Origin of the sequence: Polaromonas sp. SP1 (assembly GCF_003711205.1) — a bacterium.
Lineage (GTDB): Bacteria > Pseudomonadota > Gammaproteobacteria > Burkholderiales > Burkholderiaceae_C > Polaromonas.
On sequence record NZ_CP031013.1, the window covers coordinates 1213879 to 1231080 of the forward strand.

Annotated in this window: 14 protein-coding genes; 3 read left to right on the forward strand and 11 right to left on the reverse strand. The window is 65.1% G+C overall.

Features of this window, described 5'->3' with window-relative positions:
* Window positions 1-22 precede the first annotated feature (22 nt).
* Both DT070_RS05865 and DT070_RS05870 read left to right on the forward strand, forming a co-directional pair.
* Entirely contained in the window at window positions 23-625 is a 603-nt protein-coding gene (locus tag DT070_RS05865; RefSeq protein ID WP_122954548.1) for a helix-turn-helix domain-containing protein, read from the forward strand.
* Complete coding sequence (locus tag DT070_RS05870) at window positions 622-1164, forward strand: GNAT family N-acetyltransferase (RefSeq protein ID WP_122954549.1); 543 nt, start codon at window positions 622-624, stop codon at window positions 1162-1164. Before DT070_RS05865 ends, DT070_RS05870 begins: the two co-directional genes overlap by 4 nt.
* 81 nt (window positions 1165-1245) lie before the next feature.
* On the opposite strand, the gene DT070_RS05875 is transcribed toward DT070_RS05870, so the two are convergent.
* From DT070_RS05875 to DT070_RS05915, 9 genes are all read right to left on the reverse strand, one after another.
* Window positions 1246-1776: an EVE domain-containing protein gene (locus DT070_RS05875; RefSeq protein ID WP_122954550.1), complete on the reverse strand. Its 531-nt coding sequence runs from the start codon at window positions 1774-1776 to the stop codon at window positions 1246-1248.
* Window positions 1773-2159: a VOC family protein gene (locus tag DT070_RS05880; protein WP_122954551.1), complete on the reverse strand. Its 387-nt coding sequence runs from the start codon at window positions 2157-2159 to the stop codon at window positions 1773-1775. The genes DT070_RS05875 and DT070_RS05880 overlap by 4 nt, the downstream gene beginning before the upstream one ends.
* A 93-nt stretch (window positions 2160-2252) precedes the next feature.
* Window positions 2253-3476, reverse strand: coding sequence for a glycolate oxidase subunit GlcF (glcF, locus tag DT070_RS05885; RefSeq protein ID WP_122954552.1), 1224 nt, complete (start codon window positions 3474-3476; stop codon window positions 2253-2255).
* 4 nt (window positions 3477-3480) lie between these two features.
* Window positions 3481-4257 carry a YoaK family protein gene (locus DT070_RS05890; RefSeq protein WP_122954553.1) on the reverse strand — a complete coding sequence of 259 codons (777 nt, stop codon included), beginning with the start codon at window positions 4255-4257 and terminating at the stop codon, window positions 3481-3483.
* 8 nt (window positions 4258-4265) lie between these two features.
* A complete protein-coding gene (gene glcE, locus DT070_RS05895) occupies window positions 4266-5354 on the reverse strand; it encodes a glycolate oxidase subunit GlcE (RefSeq protein ID WP_122954554.1) in 1089 nt (362 codons plus the stop codon).
* Window positions 5355-5446: 92 nt separating this feature from the next.
* Window positions 5447-6373, reverse strand: coding sequence for an SMP-30/gluconolactonase/LRE family protein (locus DT070_RS05900; protein ID WP_122954555.1), 927 nt, complete (start codon window positions 6371-6373; stop codon window positions 5447-5449).
* Between the two features lie 147 nt (window positions 6374-6520).
* The gene (locus DT070_RS05905) at window positions 6521-8323 is read right to left on the reverse strand and encodes a FecR domain-containing protein (protein ID WP_164483717.1); all 1803 of its coding nucleotides are present in this window, start codon (window positions 8321-8323) and stop codon (window positions 6521-6523) included.
* Window positions 8324-8394: 71 nt separating this feature from the next.
* The gene (locus tag DT070_RS05910) at window positions 8395-10302 is read right to left on the reverse strand and encodes a hypothetical protein (RefSeq protein WP_153976277.1); all 1908 of its coding nucleotides are present in this window, start codon (window positions 10300-10302) and stop codon (window positions 8395-8397) included.
* A gap of 119 nt (window positions 10303-10421) precedes the next feature.
* Complete coding sequence (locus DT070_RS05915) at window positions 10422-13562, reverse strand: hypothetical protein (RefSeq protein WP_153976276.1); 3141 nt, start codon at window positions 13560-13562, stop codon at window positions 10422-10424.
* Between the two features lie 148 nt (window positions 13563-13710).
* On the opposite strand from DT070_RS05915, the gene DT070_RS05920 reads away from it, so the two are divergent.
* Window positions 13711-14892, forward strand: coding sequence for a helix-turn-helix transcriptional regulator (locus DT070_RS05920; protein ID WP_122954559.1), 1182 nt, complete (start codon window positions 13711-13713; stop codon window positions 14890-14892).
* 135 nt (window positions 14893-15027) lie between these two features.
* On the opposite strand, the gene amt is transcribed toward DT070_RS05920, so the two are convergent.
* Together amt and glnK are read right to left on the reverse strand one after the other, a co-directional pair.
* The gene (gene amt, locus DT070_RS05925) at window positions 15028-16569 is read right to left on the reverse strand and encodes an ammonium transporter (protein WP_122954560.1); all 1542 of its coding nucleotides are present in this window, start codon (window positions 16567-16569) and stop codon (window positions 15028-15030) included.
* 40 nt (window positions 16570-16609) lie between these two features.
* The gene (glnK, locus tag DT070_RS05930; protein ID WP_007873831.1) at window positions 16610-16948 is read right to left on the reverse strand and encodes a P-II family nitrogen regulator; all 339 of its coding nucleotides are present in this window, start codon (window positions 16946-16948) and stop codon (window positions 16610-16612) included.
* Between the last annotated feature and the right edge of the window lie 254 nt (window positions 16949-17202).

Below are 17202 nucleotides of genomic sequence, written 5' to 3' on the forward strand. Positions count from 1 at the left end.
ATGGTGGAATACTGATTCCACCATGAAAGAACCTCTTCTCGACCTCAACCAGCGCATCGCCGAACGCGTGCGCGAGCTGCGCGCGGCCAGGGGCTTGTCGCTCGAAATGCTGGCCGCCCACAGCGGCGTGAGCCGCTCGATGATCTCGCTGATCGAGCGCGGTGAAAGCAGCCCCACCGCCGTGGTGCTGGAAAAGCTTGCCACGGCCTTGGGCGTGATGCTGGCTTCGCTGTTCGAGACGCCCGCTGCCCAAACGCCCGTCAGCCCCATCAGCCCTGTATCGCGGCGTGCAGATCAGGTGCAGTGGCAAGACCCGGCATCGGGCTACCTGCGGCGCAACATCTCGCCGCCTGGCGTGCCGCAGCCTATGCAGATTGTGGAAGTGCACTTTCCGCCGGGTGGGCGCGTGGCGTTTGAGACCGGCGTGCGTGACGCGCGCGTGCACCAGCAGGTGTGGGTGCTGGAAGGCGCGATCGACATCACGGTCGGCGATGCGCGCCACGCGCTGCGCGAAGGCGACTGCCTGGCGATGCAGCTGGACCGCCCCACCATGTTCCATAACCCGACTCGAAAACCTGCGCGCTATGCGGTGGTGATCGCGTCTGAACCTCACGCCAAACGATGAACACTTCTACAACTTCTACATCCACTTGGACCTTGCGGCGCCTGCACACAGTGTCCGAAGCGCAGATTGACCAGCTCGCCGACGTGCTGACCGACTGCGTCGAAGGCGGCGCGTCAGTCAGCTTTATGCACCCGCTGACGCATGAGCGCGCCATCATCTTCTGGCGCGGCGTAGCGCAAGGCGTGGCGGCGGGTGAGCGTGCACTGCTGGTGGCCGAAGACGCGCAAGGCATTTGCGGTACGGTGCAACTGGTGCTGGCCCAGCCTGAAAATCAGCCGCACCGCGCCGACCTGGCCAAGATGCTGGTGCACCGCCGCATGCGCCGCCAGGGCCTGGGCGAGGCCTTGATGCGCGCCGCTGAAAACCTGGCGCGCGATGGCGGCAAAACGCTGCTGGTGCTGGACACCATCACCGGCAGCACGGCCGCCCGGCTTTACGAGCGCCTGGGCTGGCAGCGTGTGGGTGAGATCCCGGACTACGCGCTGATGCCGCAGGGCGGGCTGCGCGGGACGACGGTGTTTTATCGCCGGCTGGCTTGACCCCAATCTCCGGCAAAATTTAAGCAAAATAGGCCTCTAGCCCAATAAGCACCTTGGCTATACGCTATCAAATTAGTAGCGTCATGCAATCAGACTTGCTTGTCGTGACGAGGCTGCGCCCGTAGCCTGCGCTGCGGGTGTTCCGGACGACCTGGAGCCGGTCTCCAGACCGAGCGCCTTCAAGTCGGCCCGCATCGCACGCGCAATCAGGCGCATGTCGTGGTCGCTGATATCAAAGAGCCCGAAGCGAAACTTGTAGCCCCAGCGCTGCGGGTCTTCGACAAAGTCGAACTGCTCGAGCAAGGGCAGGATGGACGCTTCCTCTGCCGCGACATACGCCACGTCACGGCGGAACGGCGTGAAGCCGCCGCCCGCGTCGAAGACGTAGGGCTCGCCTGCCTGCACGATGCCCAGCGAGACAAATTTCTGCAGCCTGTCGCCGCCGCCCATGCGCTGCGTGGGCGCGTAGTACGCCACCAGGTCGCCCGGCGATACGCGCTGCAGTGGCGCGCGCTTGCCGTGGCAAACCTGCATAAAGCCGTTAAGCGGTTCAGCACACCCGCGCCGCGCATGCTCGGCGCTCGCGACGGCAATCCAGTTCCTGCGGCTCATGCCAGCGCGTGCAAGCCGACGCGGTTGCCGTCCAGGTCAAGAATGTGCGCAAAGAAACCCATGCCGGGCGGCAGCGCCTGGCGCTGCAGGGCGATCTTGCCGCCGGCCTTCACTGCGCGCGCCAGTGCCGCATCGAGTGAGGGCGAAGCATCGAGGTAGACCAGTGTGCCGGCGGCGGCGGGTGTGGCGGCCGTGGGCCCTGCGATCAGCGCGCCGCCAACGCCGGCGTCAGCGCCCTCACCTTCCTGGTAAGGAAACACCGCGCCTTCCGACGGGCCCATGGGCTCGCGGCGCAGCTTGCAGCTCAGCACGGCTTCGTAAAAGGCCTGGGCTTTGTCCAGCTGGGTGCTGGGGATTTCAAACCAGGTGATGGCGTTTTTCATGGAAGGCTCCCTTTGTGTGAAAGAAGCCTTGATGGTGCGGGGAGCCTCCTGACAACGTAGTGTCAGTAGCCTGGCAGAGCGCTTGGTGGGGGCTTAGTTGAGCGAAGCGTCCAGGACTTCCACCCAGTGCCGCACCGGTGTCGCCGTGCCACTTTGCAGATGGGTGATGCAGCCGATGTTGGCGGAGATGATGGTTTCGGGTGCGGTGGCCTGGAGGTTGCCGAGCTTGCGGTCGCGCAGCTGGTAGGCAATGTCGGGTTGCAGCACCGAGTAAGTGCCGGCCGAGCCGCAGCACAGGTGCGATTCGCTGGAGGCCAGCTTCACGTCGAATCCCAGCGCATTCATCAGCGTCTCGACCCCGCCGCGCAGCTGCTGGCCGTGCTGCAGCGTGCACGGCGGATGGAACACCATCGCCCCGGCCTGCGCCTTGACTTTGCCCTGCAATTCGCCGACCAGCTCGGGCATCAACTCGCTCAAGTCGCGTGTGAGTTCGCTGATGCGCGCGGCCTTGGCCGCATAGGCCGGGTCGTCTTTCAGGATGTGGCCGTAGTCCTTGACGGTGACGCCGCAGCCCGATGCATTCATGACGATGGCCTCCACACCTTCGCCTTGCACATGCGGCCACCACGCGTCGATGTTGCGGCGCATCTCGGCCTTGCCGCCGTCCTGGTCGTTGAGGTGGAATTTCACCGCGCCGCAGCAACCAGCCTTGGGCGCGATGACGGTCTGGATGCCTGCGGCGTCCAGCACGCGCGCGGTTGCGGCGTTGATGTTGGGCATCATCGCCGGCTGCACGCAGCCTTCGAGCATCAGCATCTTGCGGGCATGCGTGCGCTGTGGCCAGGCGCCTGCCGCCTGTTTGGCCGGCACCTTGTTCTGCAGCGCTGAAGGCAGCAAGCCGCGCACGGCCTGGCCGGCTTTCATCGCAGGCGCAAACAGCGGCGACGGCAGGCCTTCCTTGAGCGCCCAGCGCAGGGCCTTTTCACCGGCCGGGCGCGGCACGCGCTCGTCAACCAGCTTGCGGCCGATGTCGACCAGGTGGCCGTATTCGACGCCGCTGGGGCAGGTGCTTTCGCAGTTGCGGCAGGTGAGGCACCGGTCCAGGTGCATCTGCGTCTTGCGTGTGGGCGCTTCGCCTTCGAGTACCTGCTTGATGAGGTAGATGCGGCCGCGCGGGCCGTCAAGCTCGTCGCCCAGCAATTGGTAGGTGGGGCAGGTGGCGGTGCAAAAACCGCAATGCACACACTTGCGCAAAATGGCTTCGGCCTCGAGGCCGTCGGCGGTGTTTTTGAATTCGGGGGCGAGATGGGTTTGCATGGTGTCAGGGCGCGTCTTTGAATGCCAGGGCGAGTGCCTTGCGCCGGGCGGCGCGGCGGAAATCCGCAAACAGGGGCGGCAGCGACAAGGCCAGCAGCATCAGCGCCAGCGGCACCACCCAGATAAAACCGATGTACTTGAACCCGGCCGCGCCCACCAGGCCGCCCGCGACAAACATCGCCAGCAAGGTGCCGAACAGCCGCAGCTTGATGCGGTTGGCCCGCACACGCGATTCGGGTGGGCTGGCCGTGCGGTTCCAGTAAAACATCTTGCCGAGTTCAATGCCCAGGTCGGTGATGACGCCTGTCATGTGGGTGGTGCGGATTTGTGAGGAAGATATCTTGCTGACCAGCGCGTTTTGCAGGCCCATGGTGAAGGCCAGCACCAACACCGTCAGCGGCACGGCGAACGGGGTCTGGCGGCCCAGCGTTGCGCCCAGCAGCCCGAACACCAGCATCAACGCGGCCTCCAGCAGCAAGGGCAGCGCGTATTCGCTGCGCAGATGATGCTGTCGCGCCCAGTTCACCAGCACGGCCGTCACCGCGGCGCCGGTGGTGAAAGCCAGCAGTGCGCCGACGGCGCCCAGCACCAGCGTCATGTTGCCCAGCACCAGGTTGTCGGCCAGCATGGAGGCAAACCCCGTCATGTGGGAGGTGTACATGCCGACCACCAGAATGCCGCCCGCGTTGATGGCACCGGCGTTGAAGGCCAGCAAACCGCCGAGGAGCCGGTTCATATACGGCGTGCGGTGTTGCCCGGTGAGGTGGCGAAGGCGGCGCATGGTTTGCCCTACCAGCCCGCGTACATGCGGCCTGGGTTGAACACGCCCGCCGGGTCAAACTGCTTTTTGAGTTCGCGGTGGATGCGGTCCAGCGGGGGCTTGAGCGCGGAAAACACCGGAACGGATTTGGTTGCCGAGCGAAACAGCGTGGCGTGGCCCGAGGCTTGTGCCGCCGCTTCACGGATGAGCGCCGCATCGCCATCAGGCCGTTTGACCCAGCGCTGCGCACCGCCCCACTCCACCAGCGTCTCGCCCAGGTTGAGCGGCGGCGCGGTGTCGGGCACGCTGAGCCGCCAGAGCGACTCGTCACCTTGCAGCGCAAAGAAGGGCTGGGCCTGCTCGCGCAACGCTGCCCAGTGACGGGCTGCGTCGCTGTCCAGAATTTCCCCGCCCATGGATTTTTGCGCGGCGGCCACAGCGGCTTTCGCGCCGCGCAGGCGAACATACAAACGGCCTTCCCGCCAGCAAGAGGCGTTCACAGGCAAAGGCATGGCGCCCCAGCGGTTGAGTTGCTGCAGGGCTGCCGCCTCGTCCATCTCAAACACCAGCGTGGCCTCCATGGGAGCGACGGGCAATACCTTGAGCGAGACTTCCAGCAACACGCCCAGCGTGCCGAGCGAGCCGGCCATCAGGCGCGAGACGTCATAGCCGGCTACGTTCTTCATCACCTGACCGCCGAAGACGAGACGCTCGCCCTTGCCGTTGAGCAGCACCACGCCCAGCATGTAGTCGCGCACGGCGCCCACGCTGCTGCGGGCCGGGCCATTCAGGCCGCTGGCGACCATGCCACCCACCGTGGCGCGCGCGCCCGCCTCGCCGAAATGCGGCGGCTCAAACGGCAGGCATTGGCCTTGTGCGGCGAGCAGCGCCTCCAGCTCGGCCAGCGGGGTGCCGGCGCGCACGGTGACGACAAGTTCGCTGGGCTCGTAGCTCACGATGCCGGCATACGCCGCCATGTCGAGCATGTCGCCCTGGAGGGCTTGCCCATAGAAGTCTTTGCTGCCGCCGCCGCGTATGCGCAGGGGCGTGCCGGCGGCCGCGGCGCTTTGCACGCGGGCCGCCATGGAAGCGATCACATCATCAGTCTCTGTAGCCATGTGCCCGATGGTACGCGCCCCGCCTTGCCGGGTGTTTGATCTTTTTGCACGCAGCCTGTTCGGTTTTTTGCAGCGGCCTGCGCCGCAAGCCGTCAGTCGATGAAGAAATTGACGGGCAGGCCGGGCACATCGACCTGCATCGAGAACACGCAGCCCGACTCCGGGTAGGCCGCAAGCTCACCCGCGGGCCGGTTGTAGCGCGCCGTGGTGATGTAAAGCGTTTTCAGGTCGTCGCCGCCAAAGCAGGGCATGGTGGGGCACAGCGCCGGCACGGGGATGTCGGCCAGCAACTCGCCTGCGGGCGACAGCTTCAGAAGCCGCCCGCCTTCAAACATCGCCACCCAATAGTTGCCCTGAATATCCACCGCCGCACCGTCGGGCCGCCCGCCGTAGCCGGGCATGCCGAACTGCCAGCCCGCGGGCTTGCCGGGCCACTGGTGGAACACGCGGCGGTTTGTCATGGCGTTGCTGTCAGGGTCCCAGTTCCAGGCGTTCGTGGTGTGTGTGGGCGTGTCGGTCCAGTACACCGTGGCCGCGTCGGGCGACCAGGCCAGGCCGTTGGCGATGATGGCATCGCCCGCCTTGCGCTCCACCACCGGTGCAAGGCTGCTGCGGCAGTCGATGGAAAACAGCTCGGCGAGGGATTTGTCGCGCGGCTCGTACATGGTGCCGGCCCAGAAGCGCCCGACGGGATCGGCCTTGCCGTCGTTAAAGCGGGTGGTGGCCGTGTCGTGGCCGGCTTTCATCAGGGGCTGCAGCTCGGCGCCCCACTCGCGGGCGCGGTAAATGCCGTCGCGCAGCGCAATCACCAGCCCGCTACTGTCGCTGCCCGTGCGTGCCGGCGCAATGCTGCCGGGCTCGGACGGCATGGCCCAGCTGTCGACCGTGCCCATGAAGACGTTGCAGCGGTGGACCTGCTTGCCCGGAATGTCGACCCAGTAGAGCATGTTCTCGTCGGGATGCCAGAACGGCGACTCGCCGAGTTCGCTGGGCTGGGAGACAACGGTTTGCCAGGTCATGGAGCTTCCTTGGGATGCTGTGTGGATCAGCGCCCAAGGTTAGCACCGGCAGCCGCCCGGCGCATCTGTATGCTCGTTTGCTATTTTTTTGATAGCTACAAGTCCATGCAGGAATTGGGCTGGAGGCCTTTTTTACTTATAACTTGGCTACGGTGTGACGGTGAACGTGCGGGTGACCTGCACGCCGCCGGCGCTGCGGTAGGCCACGGTGAAGGTGGTGGGGCCGGCAAATTCCAGGCGGCCGTTGCCGGGGTTGGCGGCGGCGCCCTTTTGCACCGGCAGCGACATCAGCACAAAGGTGCCGGGCGTGGTCGCCATCAGCTGCAGGGTTTCCCGGTCGCCGTTGCTGCCCGCCACCTGCACCGGGGCCATGGGTTGGCCTGCGCGTGCGGAATCAGTGACGGTAAAACTCACCGGCAAAATCGACGGCGATGCAGTGCACGCGGCCGAAGGTGAAATAGTGACGGTGGTGTTGCAGGTCAGGTTGGCGCTGACGCTAGAGGGCCCCGCGCTGCCGGAGGCCGGAATCACGGTGCTCAGGTTCACAACGCTTCCTGGCGTGCCGGAGAAAGTCGCCGACCCTACGCCAAGCGCGGTCACCGGCGTGGCGGCTCCTGGTGCTATGCAGGAGGTCACGACCGCAGGCGGCGACAAAATGGTCGCAGGCGGGAACGCCGGGTGGGTGAAGTTGCACGAACCGTTACCGGCCGGCGCGCAATTGTTGGTGACGAACAAGGTGTAGGGCTTGTTGGCCGATACGCTGGCCGAGCCCGTGACGAGGCACGTGCCGGGCACACCGGCATAGCTGATGGACGCCGGGGAAACCTGCAGGCCGGGCGGCGTGCCGGCCGATGTGCGGAAGGGGTTGTCGCCGTTAAAGCCGCTGATGCGCCACTGCCCGTTCTGGCCGGCGCCCAGGCCCGAGATCAGCACCGAGGCGCGTCCGCGCTCCAGCTGCGGCTGAAAGTTGGCCAGGTCGATGAAGCGCTTTTCCCAGGCGAAGTCGATGACGGACACATCGGGGCCGCATTGCATCTGCCGGTCCAGCACGCGGATCTGCGTCTGCTTTTGCACGTTGGCGTCGCGCATGATGTCGTTGATCAGCACGCTGTAACCGATGAGGGCCGGGTCCAGCCGCTGCTGGATCAGCGCCACATTGCCTTGTTCATAAGCGCGCAGGAAATCGTCGAGCGCACGCTGCGCCGGGGAATTGGGCGTGCACTGTGCGGAGATGGCCGGGTTGCCCTGGCTGCTGGTGCCGCCCGAGCGCTGGTTTTGCTCCTGGCGTGCGCGCAGGCGTGTGGCCTGGTTGCCCTGCGCCTCCTGCTTGAGCGTGTCGATGGCGGCGTCGCTGGCGCGCGCCGGGTAGAGCGCGGCCGGGGCCTGCGCCAGCAACTGGGGAAGCTGGTCACGCGCACCGGCGCGGCCTGTTTGCCCCGACTGCAGGAAGACGCTGCCGCTGGCGGTCTCCAGCGCGGTTTCGCCGCTGTAGACGCGGTCGTAGGTGCCGGCCTCGGCGCCCTCTTCGGCGATCACGGTTTCATGGTCGGTGCCGCGTATGCCGACGGTCGCAGTCGGTGTGATGACCTGGTAGTTGCGCGGCGAGGTCTTGCCGATCCAGCCGGTGATGGAGCGCAGCGCGCCGCGCAGCAGGTGCAGGCTGACGGTGTCCTTGTCGGTTCCGCTGATCTGGTACTTCTCAATCTTCACCCGCGACAGCGGCCGCACGGCCAGCACGCCCGAGTCGTCGGTCAGCAATATCACTTCGCCGGCAGCGCCGGTGGCGACGGTCTCGCCTTCAATCACGCGCTCGCCCTTGTTGGCGGTGCGCGGCTGGCCGTCGCGGTTGATGATGCTGGCTTCGCCGCTGACGGTGTCGATGTTGCCCGCCGCCCAGGCGCCGGCGCACAGCCCCATCGCCAGTGCCAATACAAGTGTGTGGAGTTTCATGGTCAATTGCCTGTGCTGTGAGCGCATGGGGGTTGTCTCAGTGTGAACGGATTGTCGATGACTGCGCGGGCTCACCATTGGTAAGTCCCCTGCATGCCGACGACACGTTCATCGGCCTGGAACAGCACGTCGCCGTGGTTGCGGTAGTTCAGGCGGGCATAGGTCTTGAGCGACCACTGCCGGCTGAGCGTGTAGGCCCAGTCCAGCGTCAGGCTGCGGGTGACCAGTGTGGGCATGCCGGCCAGGGGCTGGGTGGTGCTGAGCCGCTGCACGCCTGCCGACAGGATGCCGTAGTGCTGGGTCTGCCAGTTGAAGTTCAGGCCGACGGCGCGGTTGCGCACCTCGGTGCCGGCGGCCAGCAGCCGCTGGTTTTGGCCGGAGGCAAACAGCTGCGTGGACAGCGTCCAGCGCGGCACGCCTTCCACCGTTTCGCTGTCGCTGAAAAAGCGGCCCAGCCCGAGCTGCCACTGGCGCGATTCGCTGTCGGACTGCGGCGTGGCCGGGCTGCGCGAACGCCCTGTGCCGGTGCCGAGCTGCGCGTTCCACTCGCCGAAGGCATAAGAGGCGCTGTACAGCGTCTGGTCGTTGTGGGTCTTGTTGCCGAATCCGTCCTTGCCGGTGTTGCGTGTGTCCGAAAGGCTCAGCATCAGGCCCGGTAACGCCGCAACGTTGTAGCTGAGCCGGTTGGTCAGGCTGTCGAGCTCGTTGCTGGCCGCCGGGAAAAACGCGGTGGCGGCCAGCCTTGTCAGCGCATGGCGCAGGTCGCTGCTCCAGGTGAGTTCGGGCGAAATCAGCCAGTCACCGCCCGCATACCACTCGCGCACGCCGGGCGCCACCGTCTGCGCCAGCGAGGCAAAGCCGGTAGAAAGGTCGTGATAGCCGGCGCGCACGCCCAGGCTGTCCCAGCGATAGCTGGTGTCGGCAGTGAAGGCATTGCCCGAGCCCGTGGTGGCGGGGCCCGCCACGCCGGCGACGGGCCCGAAGCCGGGACCGCCCAGGCTCACGTCTTGCTGGCTGCTGCGCGCGGCTTCCACTGAAAGCTGGCCGCGTTGCGTCAGGTACTTGCCGCCCAGGCTAGCCGCAGTGCCGCCCAGCGCGGTAGAGCCCTGCGGCAACGAAGCTGAGCCGGTGCGGTCGCGCCAGCCCTGCAAGGTGACAAAGCCGCTGAGCTCTTCGTCGTATTGAAGCTCGGCCTTGCCGCCATAAACGTCGCGGGAGTAGCGGGTACGCGCGGCAAAGCCGTCCAGCGGCCGGATGCTGAGCAGAGACTCCCAGGTCTCGGTCACGGTGCCGGCAAAACCGGTGAAGGTGAGGCTGCCGGTTTGCCGCGCTGCCAGCAGGCCGCGCAGGCCGAGGTTGCTGCTCAGGCCCGAAAAGCCGGCCACCACGTCGCCCACGGCAATCTGGTAGCCCGGGCCGGCGCGCCCGCCCTGGAATGAATTGATCTGCGTGTCGTAGCGCGGCATGACGCCGCGGTCATTGCCCTGCGTGAGCACGCCCTGCAGGTAGGTCACATCGCCTTCCTCGGTGGTGCTTCGCACGTCGCCTTGAAAAGTGGCCCGGCCGAAGGTGCCCCTGGACAGCGGGCTGAGCGCCGGGTTGCCGCCGGGAATGCTGGCACTGTTGTGGTACACGTCGACCGTCATCGCGCCGTGAAACTCCAGCTGGCCCTCCCCGTTCACCCACACGGCCTGGCCCGTCTGCTGCTGCCACGCCTGCAGGACCTGCGCATTGGCGCCGGGCTCGACCGGCAAGGCGGAGGACGAAGCAGGCGGCAACTCGTTGGACGGCGCCGGCGCGGTGCCCGCCGTGACCGGCTGCGGCTCAGTCAGCTGAATGCCCTGGCTGCTCCGGCTGACTTCAGCCGGCAGCTGGACGCCGTCCGTCGCCGCCTGCGCCCAGCACTGGCTGACCGCCAAGGTCAGCAACGCGGGCACAAACGGCCCGGCCTTCTTCAACGTCCATGGTTTCCGATGCACATCCAGCTCCTCTTTATGTCAGCACTGCGGCTGACCCCTCATTGCCTACTCTTGTTGCCTGCTCTTGTTGCCTGCTCTTGTTGGCTGCTGCCAGCCCAATTTCTTTCACAACGCTGCCGTCACAACCCCGGAATCTTCTGGATCTTGGGCGGCGGTTTAGGTGCAGGCGTGCCGGCCGGCACCGGTGGCACGGGCACCGCCACCACGGCCGGCTTGGGTATCAAGGCCGCGAATTGCGGGTCGAACTGGGTGTCAAGCTTGTCAATGAATGCTGCGACGGCTGCCTTGTTTTTGTAGTCCGGGCTACCGGCCGTCAGGGCCTGGACTTCGCCATCGATACGGCGGTTCATGAGTACGGTCATACCCTGGCTGCAGGCCGCGTTGCCTTTGCATTGCGGCATCCACTCGTCACGGATGGCCTTCTCGCGCTCCACCCGGAAAGCCCGGGCATCAAATGGCGGCACCAGCGCGGCAGCCACGCCGGGCACAGCGCCCGGGGGTGGCTGGTTGTTGAGCACGACGTTGGCCCCGGCATTGCCCGCCGGCGGCATGACAACGGCCACGGGCTGGCTGGGCGGGGCACCCGGCACCAGGCCAGGGACGGCGCCCGGAATAGCTACCGGGGCAGGCGCCTGTTTGTTGAGTACCACGTCGGCGCCGGCATTGCCCGCGGGCGGCATGGCCACCACTGCAGGCCCCGTGGCGGGAGGCGGCGGCGTCACGGCAGCGATGCCGGGCTGTGTGGCGATGCGGGAGGGGGTGGCAGCCGGCAGCGCACCCATGGTCGGCAAGCCGGGCATGCCGATGCGGCCCGGCTGCGCGGGTGATGGAAGGGGTGGCCTTTGCAGCGCACCCTGCATGCCCTGCGCTCCCTGTACGCCCACCGGTGGTATTGCGCCCATGTTGACGCCAGGCGCGATGCCGACTCTGGCCTGGCCCGCTTCGCCTACGCCTGCATTGGCCACGCCGGGGTTGATTTTGGGCAAGCCTTCAGGCGCCGTGAGAGCGCCTGTCCCAGAGGGTGGCGATGCCGGCTTGACCGCCGCCGCGCTGCCGCCTCCGGCCAGTGCGGAAGAGATCGCCGCCGCCCCCACGCCCTTGCCGGCGCCAACCGCCACAAAGCGGTCCGCATCCAGCACCGCCTTGTACTTGGGCCGCGTCGCTTCAGCCAGGCTCTTCATGCCGGCGAGATAGGCGTCCAGGCCTCTGAAGGGCACGTCCGGCACAGAGCCGATGACCAGCGTCTTGAGCAGGTTGCCTTCGGCGATTTTTTCGGTCTTGCGAATTTCATCAACCTTGGGCTTGCAGTCGTCTTGCTTGCAACGGCTTTTGGCGTCGGCATAGGCGTCGTCAAGCTGGTCCTGGGCCCGGGCCACCGAGATGTTCTGGTTGTCGCGGGTCTGTTTCTGCTTCGCCTTTTCCGTGGCGAGTGCTTTGGCCGGCAGCGTTTGCAGGAAGCTGCGGGCATCCTGCATGGCCCATGCCAGCGCACCGCTCATGGCCTCGTTCACATTGCCTTTGTCGGCCTTGACCTTTTCCAGCAGCGACATGGCGGACTGGTAGGGCTTGGGCGGGTTGCCACCCCACACTGAAAAGTCAACGGATCCTTTGGCGGGGTTCTGGTAGTCGCCGTCGTTGCGTATGCCCATGTACTCGCGCATGCTGGCGACGCAGGTAGCCTGGCCGGCTTCCCCGAATTTGGGGCAGGCACCCACCCCTGCCACATAGGTATCAACCGCCGCCTTGGCGTAGAGCGGGTTCAGCGCAAGGTAGACGTCGTCGTCCTTGGCGGCCTTCACCACCTTCGCGGCGTAGTTGGACTTGATGACATTGCGGCGCGCAGTCCAGGTGTCGTAGGCGCCCTGGAAACTCTTGTCGAAATCCCAGGCATTGCCTTTCTGCGCCCTGGCCCGAGCATCGGCCAGCAGCGTGACGCGGCCCGGGTCGCCGTTGAGCACCAGGTTGTTGTTGCGGTCCAGGCCTATGCTGCGCAGCAGGGTGTTGACGCACTCGGTGGTGATCTGGGCGGCGGCGGAGCTGCCCACATAAGTCGAGGCGCCTGTCAGGTCGACGCTCTGTCCCTGGCCCGGGTCTTTAGGCGCGTTGCAGAACGAGAAGTCGCCGGTCTGGAAGCGGTTGGCGCCTTCAAGCGGGAAGGTCTTTTTGGCCCACACGATGGCCTTCTGGGGGAAGACCTCGTCGGTCATGCGGCGGTTGACGATGGCCTGTGCTTCGTTGATCACGCGGTCGCGCATCGGGTTGCAAACCGCTCTTGCGGTGTCTGCGCTGGCCTGGTGGGCCGTGTGGTAGCTCAAGCACTCGTTGCGCTTGTTCTCGAGCTCCTGCGCCGGCGTGCACGACTTGTATTCATAAATCGAATTGGTGCCGCAATAGGTGTTGGCGTTGGTGACCAGCAGGTCGGCATAGACCGGCACAAAGGGCTGGAAGTTAAACCGCCAGTACTCGGCCGGCGGGATGGCTTCCTTTTCGCCGCAGTCGTTGGGCGTCCAGCCGCACTTGGCGACCGCGACCGATACCTGGCCGACGGCTTTGCCGGCATCGGCAATCGCGTTCAGCGCGGCGCCGCCCAGGCAGCCCATCGTGGCCGAGCACGAATTGGCCGCGGCAGCGCTGGCAATCAGCGCGTTCTTCAGGTTCTCAACCACGCCTGAGCCCGCGGCCGCCACAGCACAACCGCACACCAGTTGCGCCGCCACGGTGGGCGCCCCGACGGAAAGGGGGACGGGTATGCCACTGGCAATGGCTTCAAATCCGTCGCCGGCGTAATCCGCGCCGGCTTCGGTCGCGAACTTCTTGATCGTGGGGTCCGGGATGATCTCGCTGATCGCCGACGCGATGGGCTTGGCCGCGACGCCATACAAGTTCGCCTTGCAGGCGGAATAGCTGCTGGCATTGATCACACCGGTAGCGGCAACGCCCACGATGGCGCTGCTGATGCCGATGGTGACGGGGTTACCGCTGGTGACGTCTGCAACGCAGTTGGGATGCAGCGCCGCAAACTCAAGCGCCGAGCCCACAGCCGAAACACTGTAGTAGGCCGATTTGGCGACATTGACGACGCAGCCCGCCGCCTCCTTGGCGCACTGCTTCAGCGTCTGCGCATTGACGGGTGATGCCGCAATCACCATGAATACCGCGACAAGCCAGCCTCTGGCCAGGGGCCGCACCAGGCCGGTATATGCCCGCGAGAACTCCACGACGCGGGTTTTCCCGCGCCTCACCCCATTCATGCCCGCCATGTCCCTACTCCGGTTTTTTATGGGTGTTGCAAAAACACCCAACCTCACCACTCGAATGCTTGTAGCGGGAATGTATTAGTGGGTACCCTGCGAAACAACCTTCACATGAATGAAAGAGCTCACTAAAATAAATCTGATTTGAGACAAAATGCAACCAAAATTCCAACGCGGCGACGTGCCGGCCAGCTGGCATGCCAGCAGCAACGCGCCACCGCGACGCGATGAGGTCTTGCATTCGCTCTATGGCGCTATCGGCAATGACGACCGCTGGAACGATGTCCTGAGGGTCTTCGCAGGCTATTTCAACGCCAACATCGGCATGCTGGTGGTGGCCGGCCAGGGCCAACGTGACCAGAGCTTTTACGCTGCCTTCAACCACCGCGAGGAAGCGGCGCGCGCCTACTCCGATTATTGGTGGGAGCACGACGTCATCCTGGCCGCAGTGCTGGAGCAAGGGCAGTTTGTGCGCGGCATGGTCGGCCGCGGGAGCGATGTGGTGTCCTCCGAGGACCTGCGCGCGTCGGTCTATTACAAGGAGTTCATGTCTCTCATGCCGGCGGAGCACTTCATGGGCTGCGTGCTGTCGGATGGCAGCGACGCGTCGCTCGCGCCGCCCATGCATCTGAGCTTTTTCCGGCCGCCGGGCACGGATGATTTCAGCGATGCTGAAGTGGCGGACCTGGCTGGCTTCTACCCCCATATCCACCGTGCATTCGAGCTCCACTGGGAGCACCGCAGCACACAGGAACAACTGAGCGTTTTTCACCAGAGCCTGGACGGCATGGACTTTGGCGTGCTGTTCGTTGACCCCGCCAATCGGGTACGCCATGCCAACGCCGCGGCGAAAACAATGATTGAGCACATGGACTGGATTCCATTGCTCGGCGGCCTGGCCACACGCATTCCCGCCGAAGGCGAACTGGCCAGGCTGATGCAGGCTTGCGCGTTGGGACATGGCGGCGCGATTTCATTGGGGCCGGACCACAAGCGCATGTTTGTGCTGGCCCTTCCACTGGCCCAGACAGTGATTACCCCGGCAGGCGAAACACGGGCGTCGATCATGCTGATGCTGATCGACCCGCAAAGACGTCCGGAAGCGGCTTTGGACTTTATCGTTCGGGCTTTTGGACTGAGCAAGGCGGAAGCCCGCCTGCTGCCCTTGCTCTTCGAGAATCGCACGCCTGCCGACATTGCACAGGCGCTTGACATCAAGATTTCCACCGTGCGCAGCCAGCTCTCAGCCATTTTTGCCAAGACAGGCACGACGCGCCAGCAGGAACTGATCCGCCTGCTGGGCACCTTGCCGCCCATTCAGCGCCTGGGCCGCTAAAGGCCGCGCGGCCAAAAAAAAAGCCCACCAGCTTGCGCCGGCGGGCTGAACATCCAAAGGAGACTCTCAGTAAAAAAACGAAATCCGGAAAAGGGTTTCTGGAGGGGCTGCTGCGTGGGCAGCCCCTTCAACTTATCAGCGGTTGTAAGCCGTTTCGCCGTGGGACGTGATGTCCAGGCCTTCGCGTTCGTCTTCTTCGCTGACGCGCAGGCCGATCGTCAGGTCAACAATCTTGTAGGCGATAAAGGACACCACACCCGACCACACGATGGTGATCAGCACGGCCTTGGCCTGGATCCAGACCTGGCCGGCGATGGAGTACGCATCGGGTGCCACCATGGCGACGGTGGTCCAGTCAGCGACAGCGCTTGGGCCACCCAGGCTGGGCGAGTTGAACACGCCGGTGAGCAGCGCGCCGACGATACCGCAGACACCGTGCACGCCGAACACGTCCAGCGAGTCGTCTGCACCCAGCAGTTTCTTCAGGCCGTTCACGCCCCAGAGGCCGGCAAAACCAGCGATCAGGCCGATGATCAGGCCGCCGCCGATACCGACGTTGCCGGCAGCAGGGGTGATGGCCACCAGGCCGGCAACAGCACCGGACGCAGCGCCCAGCATGGAAGCCTTGCCGCGCATCAGCGCTTCACCGATGCACCATGCCAGCACGGCAGCTGCCGTAGCACCCAGCGTGTTGATGAAGGCCAGGGCGGCAAAGCCGTTGGCTTCGAGTGCGGAGCCGGCGTTGAAGCCGAACCAGCCCACCCACAGCAGGGCGGCACCGACCATGGTCAGCGTCAGGCTGTGAGGCGCCATGGCTTCCTTGCCGTAGCCGATACGCTTGCCGACCATGAAGGCGCCGACGAGGCCCGCCACAGCAGCGTTGATGTGAACCACCGTGCCGCCTGCGAAATCAAGCGCACCCATCTGCCAGATGTAACCGGCCTTGCCGTTCATCGCGTCGACCACTTCCTTGCCGGTGTAGGCGTCAGGGCCCATCCAGAACCAGACCATGTGGGCCATCGGTGCGTAGCTGAAGGTGAACCAGATCACCATGAACAGCAGCACGGCGGAGAACTTGATGCGCTCGGCAAACGCGCCGACGATCAGTGCGCAGGTGATACCGGCGAACGTGGCCTGGAAGGCGGCGAACACGATCTCGGGGATCACGACACCCTTGCTGAAGGTGGCGCCATTGGCGAAGGTGCCGGCGACGTTGTCCCAGATGCCCTTCATGAAGAGCCGGTCAAAGCCGCCGAAGAAGGCGTTGCCCTCGGTGAAAGCCAGGCTGTAACCGTAGATGAACCACAGCACGACGATCATCGAGAAGGTCACCATGACCTGCATCAGGACCGACAGCATGTTCTTGCTGCGCACCAGGCCGCCGTAGAACAGGGCCAGGCCGGGAATCGTCATCAGGATCACCAGGATGGTGGAAAGCATCATCCAGCCGGTGTCGCCTTTGTTGGGCACAGGCGCTGGTGCGGCTGCGGCAGCGGGTGCCGGGGCTGCAGCCGTTGCGGCGGCGGGGGCTGCGGCGGCCGCAGGGGCTGCAGCGGCTTCAGCCGGTTTGGCTTCTGCGGCGGAGGCGGCAGGTGCGGCTGCCGGGGCCTGCGCCATGACGGCGCCGGTTGTCAGCAGGCTCAATCCCAGGACAAGGGAAGCGAGTAGTTTTTTCATGTCGATGTTCTCTTTATGTGGCTGGTAGATAGGAAACGCCTTACAGCGCCTCCTTGCCTGTTTCACCCGTGCGGATGCGCACGACCTGCTCGAGGTTGTAGACAAAGACCTTGCCGTCGCCGATCTTGCCGGTGCGGGCTGCGCCTTCGACAGCTTCGATCACGCGGTCCACGAGGTCGTCGGAGACAGCCGCCTCGATCTTGACCTTGGGCAGGAAGTCCACAACGTACTCCGCGCCGCGGTAGAGCTCGGTGTGGCCCTTCTGGCGGCCGAAGCCTTTGACTTCAGTCACAGTGATGCCTTGCACGCCAATACCGGACAGCGCTTCACGCACTTCGTCCAGCTTGAACGGTTTGATGATGGCCGTTACGAGTTTCATGTTCAGGTTTCCTCCAAGGATGAATAAAGGAGCAGCCCCTCGGTGCGCTGCCCAGCCGTTACAGGGTTTTTGTGAGCCTGGCTATCTTCATTAAGAGCTCCGGGGTGCCACGAAAGGATGGTTGGATTCGGCGAAGTCTTCGTAGCACGTACCGTGCCAAAGTAGCCGGCCTTATCGGCGGCAAGTCCACCTGTTCTTGCGCTGGCACGTTAGACAGCAGGCATCCGAAACACAAAAAACAAGATAAGCACCAG

What these genes read in the sequence shown, in the direction of transcription:
- glnK (WP_007873831.1), bottom strand. Translation starts at nt 16,948, where the DNA reads ATGAAACTCGTAACGGCCATCATCAAACCGTTCAAGCTGGACGAAGTG.
- DT070_RS05905 (WP_164483717.1), bottom strand. Translation starts at nt 8,323, where the DNA reads ATGAAACTCCACACACTTGTATTGGCACTGGCGATGGGGCTGTGCGCC.
- glcF (WP_122954552.1), bottom strand. Translation starts at nt 3,476, where the DNA reads ATGCAAACCCATCTCGCCCCCGAATTCAAAAACACCGCCGACGGCCTC.
- DT070_RS05870 (WP_122954549.1), top strand. Translation starts at nt 622, where the DNA reads ATGAACACTTCTACAACTTCTACATCCACTTGGACCTTGCGGCGCCTG.
- amt (WP_122954560.1), bottom strand. Translation starts at nt 16,569, where the DNA reads ATGAAAAAACTACTCGCTTCCCTTGTCCTGGGATTGAGCCTGCTGACA.
- DT070_RS05875 (WP_122954550.1), bottom strand. Translation starts at nt 1,776, where the DNA reads ATGAGCCGCAGGAACTGGATTGCCGTCGCGAGCGCCGAGCATGCGCGG.
- DT070_RS05865 (WP_122954548.1), top strand. Translation starts at nt 23, where the DNA reads ATGAAAGAACCTCTTCTCGACCTCAACCAGCGCATCGCCGAACGCGTG.
- DT070_RS05900 (WP_122954555.1), bottom strand. Translation starts at nt 6,373, where the DNA reads ATGACCTGGCAAACCGTTGTCTCCCAGCCCAGCGAACTCGGCGAGTCG.
- DT070_RS05915 (WP_153976276.1), bottom strand. Translation starts at nt 13,562, where the DNA reads ATGGCGGGCATGAATGGGGTGAGGCGCGGGAAAACCCGCGTCGTGGAG.
- glcE (WP_122954554.1), bottom strand. Translation starts at nt 5,354, where the DNA reads ATGGCTACAGAGACTGATGATGTGATCGCTTCCATGGCGGCCCGCGTG.
- DT070_RS05890 (WP_122954553.1), bottom strand. Translation starts at nt 4,257, where the DNA reads ATGCGCCGCCTTCGCCACCTCACCGGGCAACACCGCACGCCGTATATG.
- DT070_RS05920 (WP_122954559.1), top strand. Translation starts at nt 13,711, where the DNA reads ATGCAACCAAAATTCCAACGCGGCGACGTGCCGGCCAGCTGGCATGCC.
- DT070_RS05880 (WP_122954551.1), bottom strand. Translation starts at nt 2,159, where the DNA reads ATGAAAAACGCCATCACCTGGTTTGAAATCCCCAGCACCCAGCTGGAC.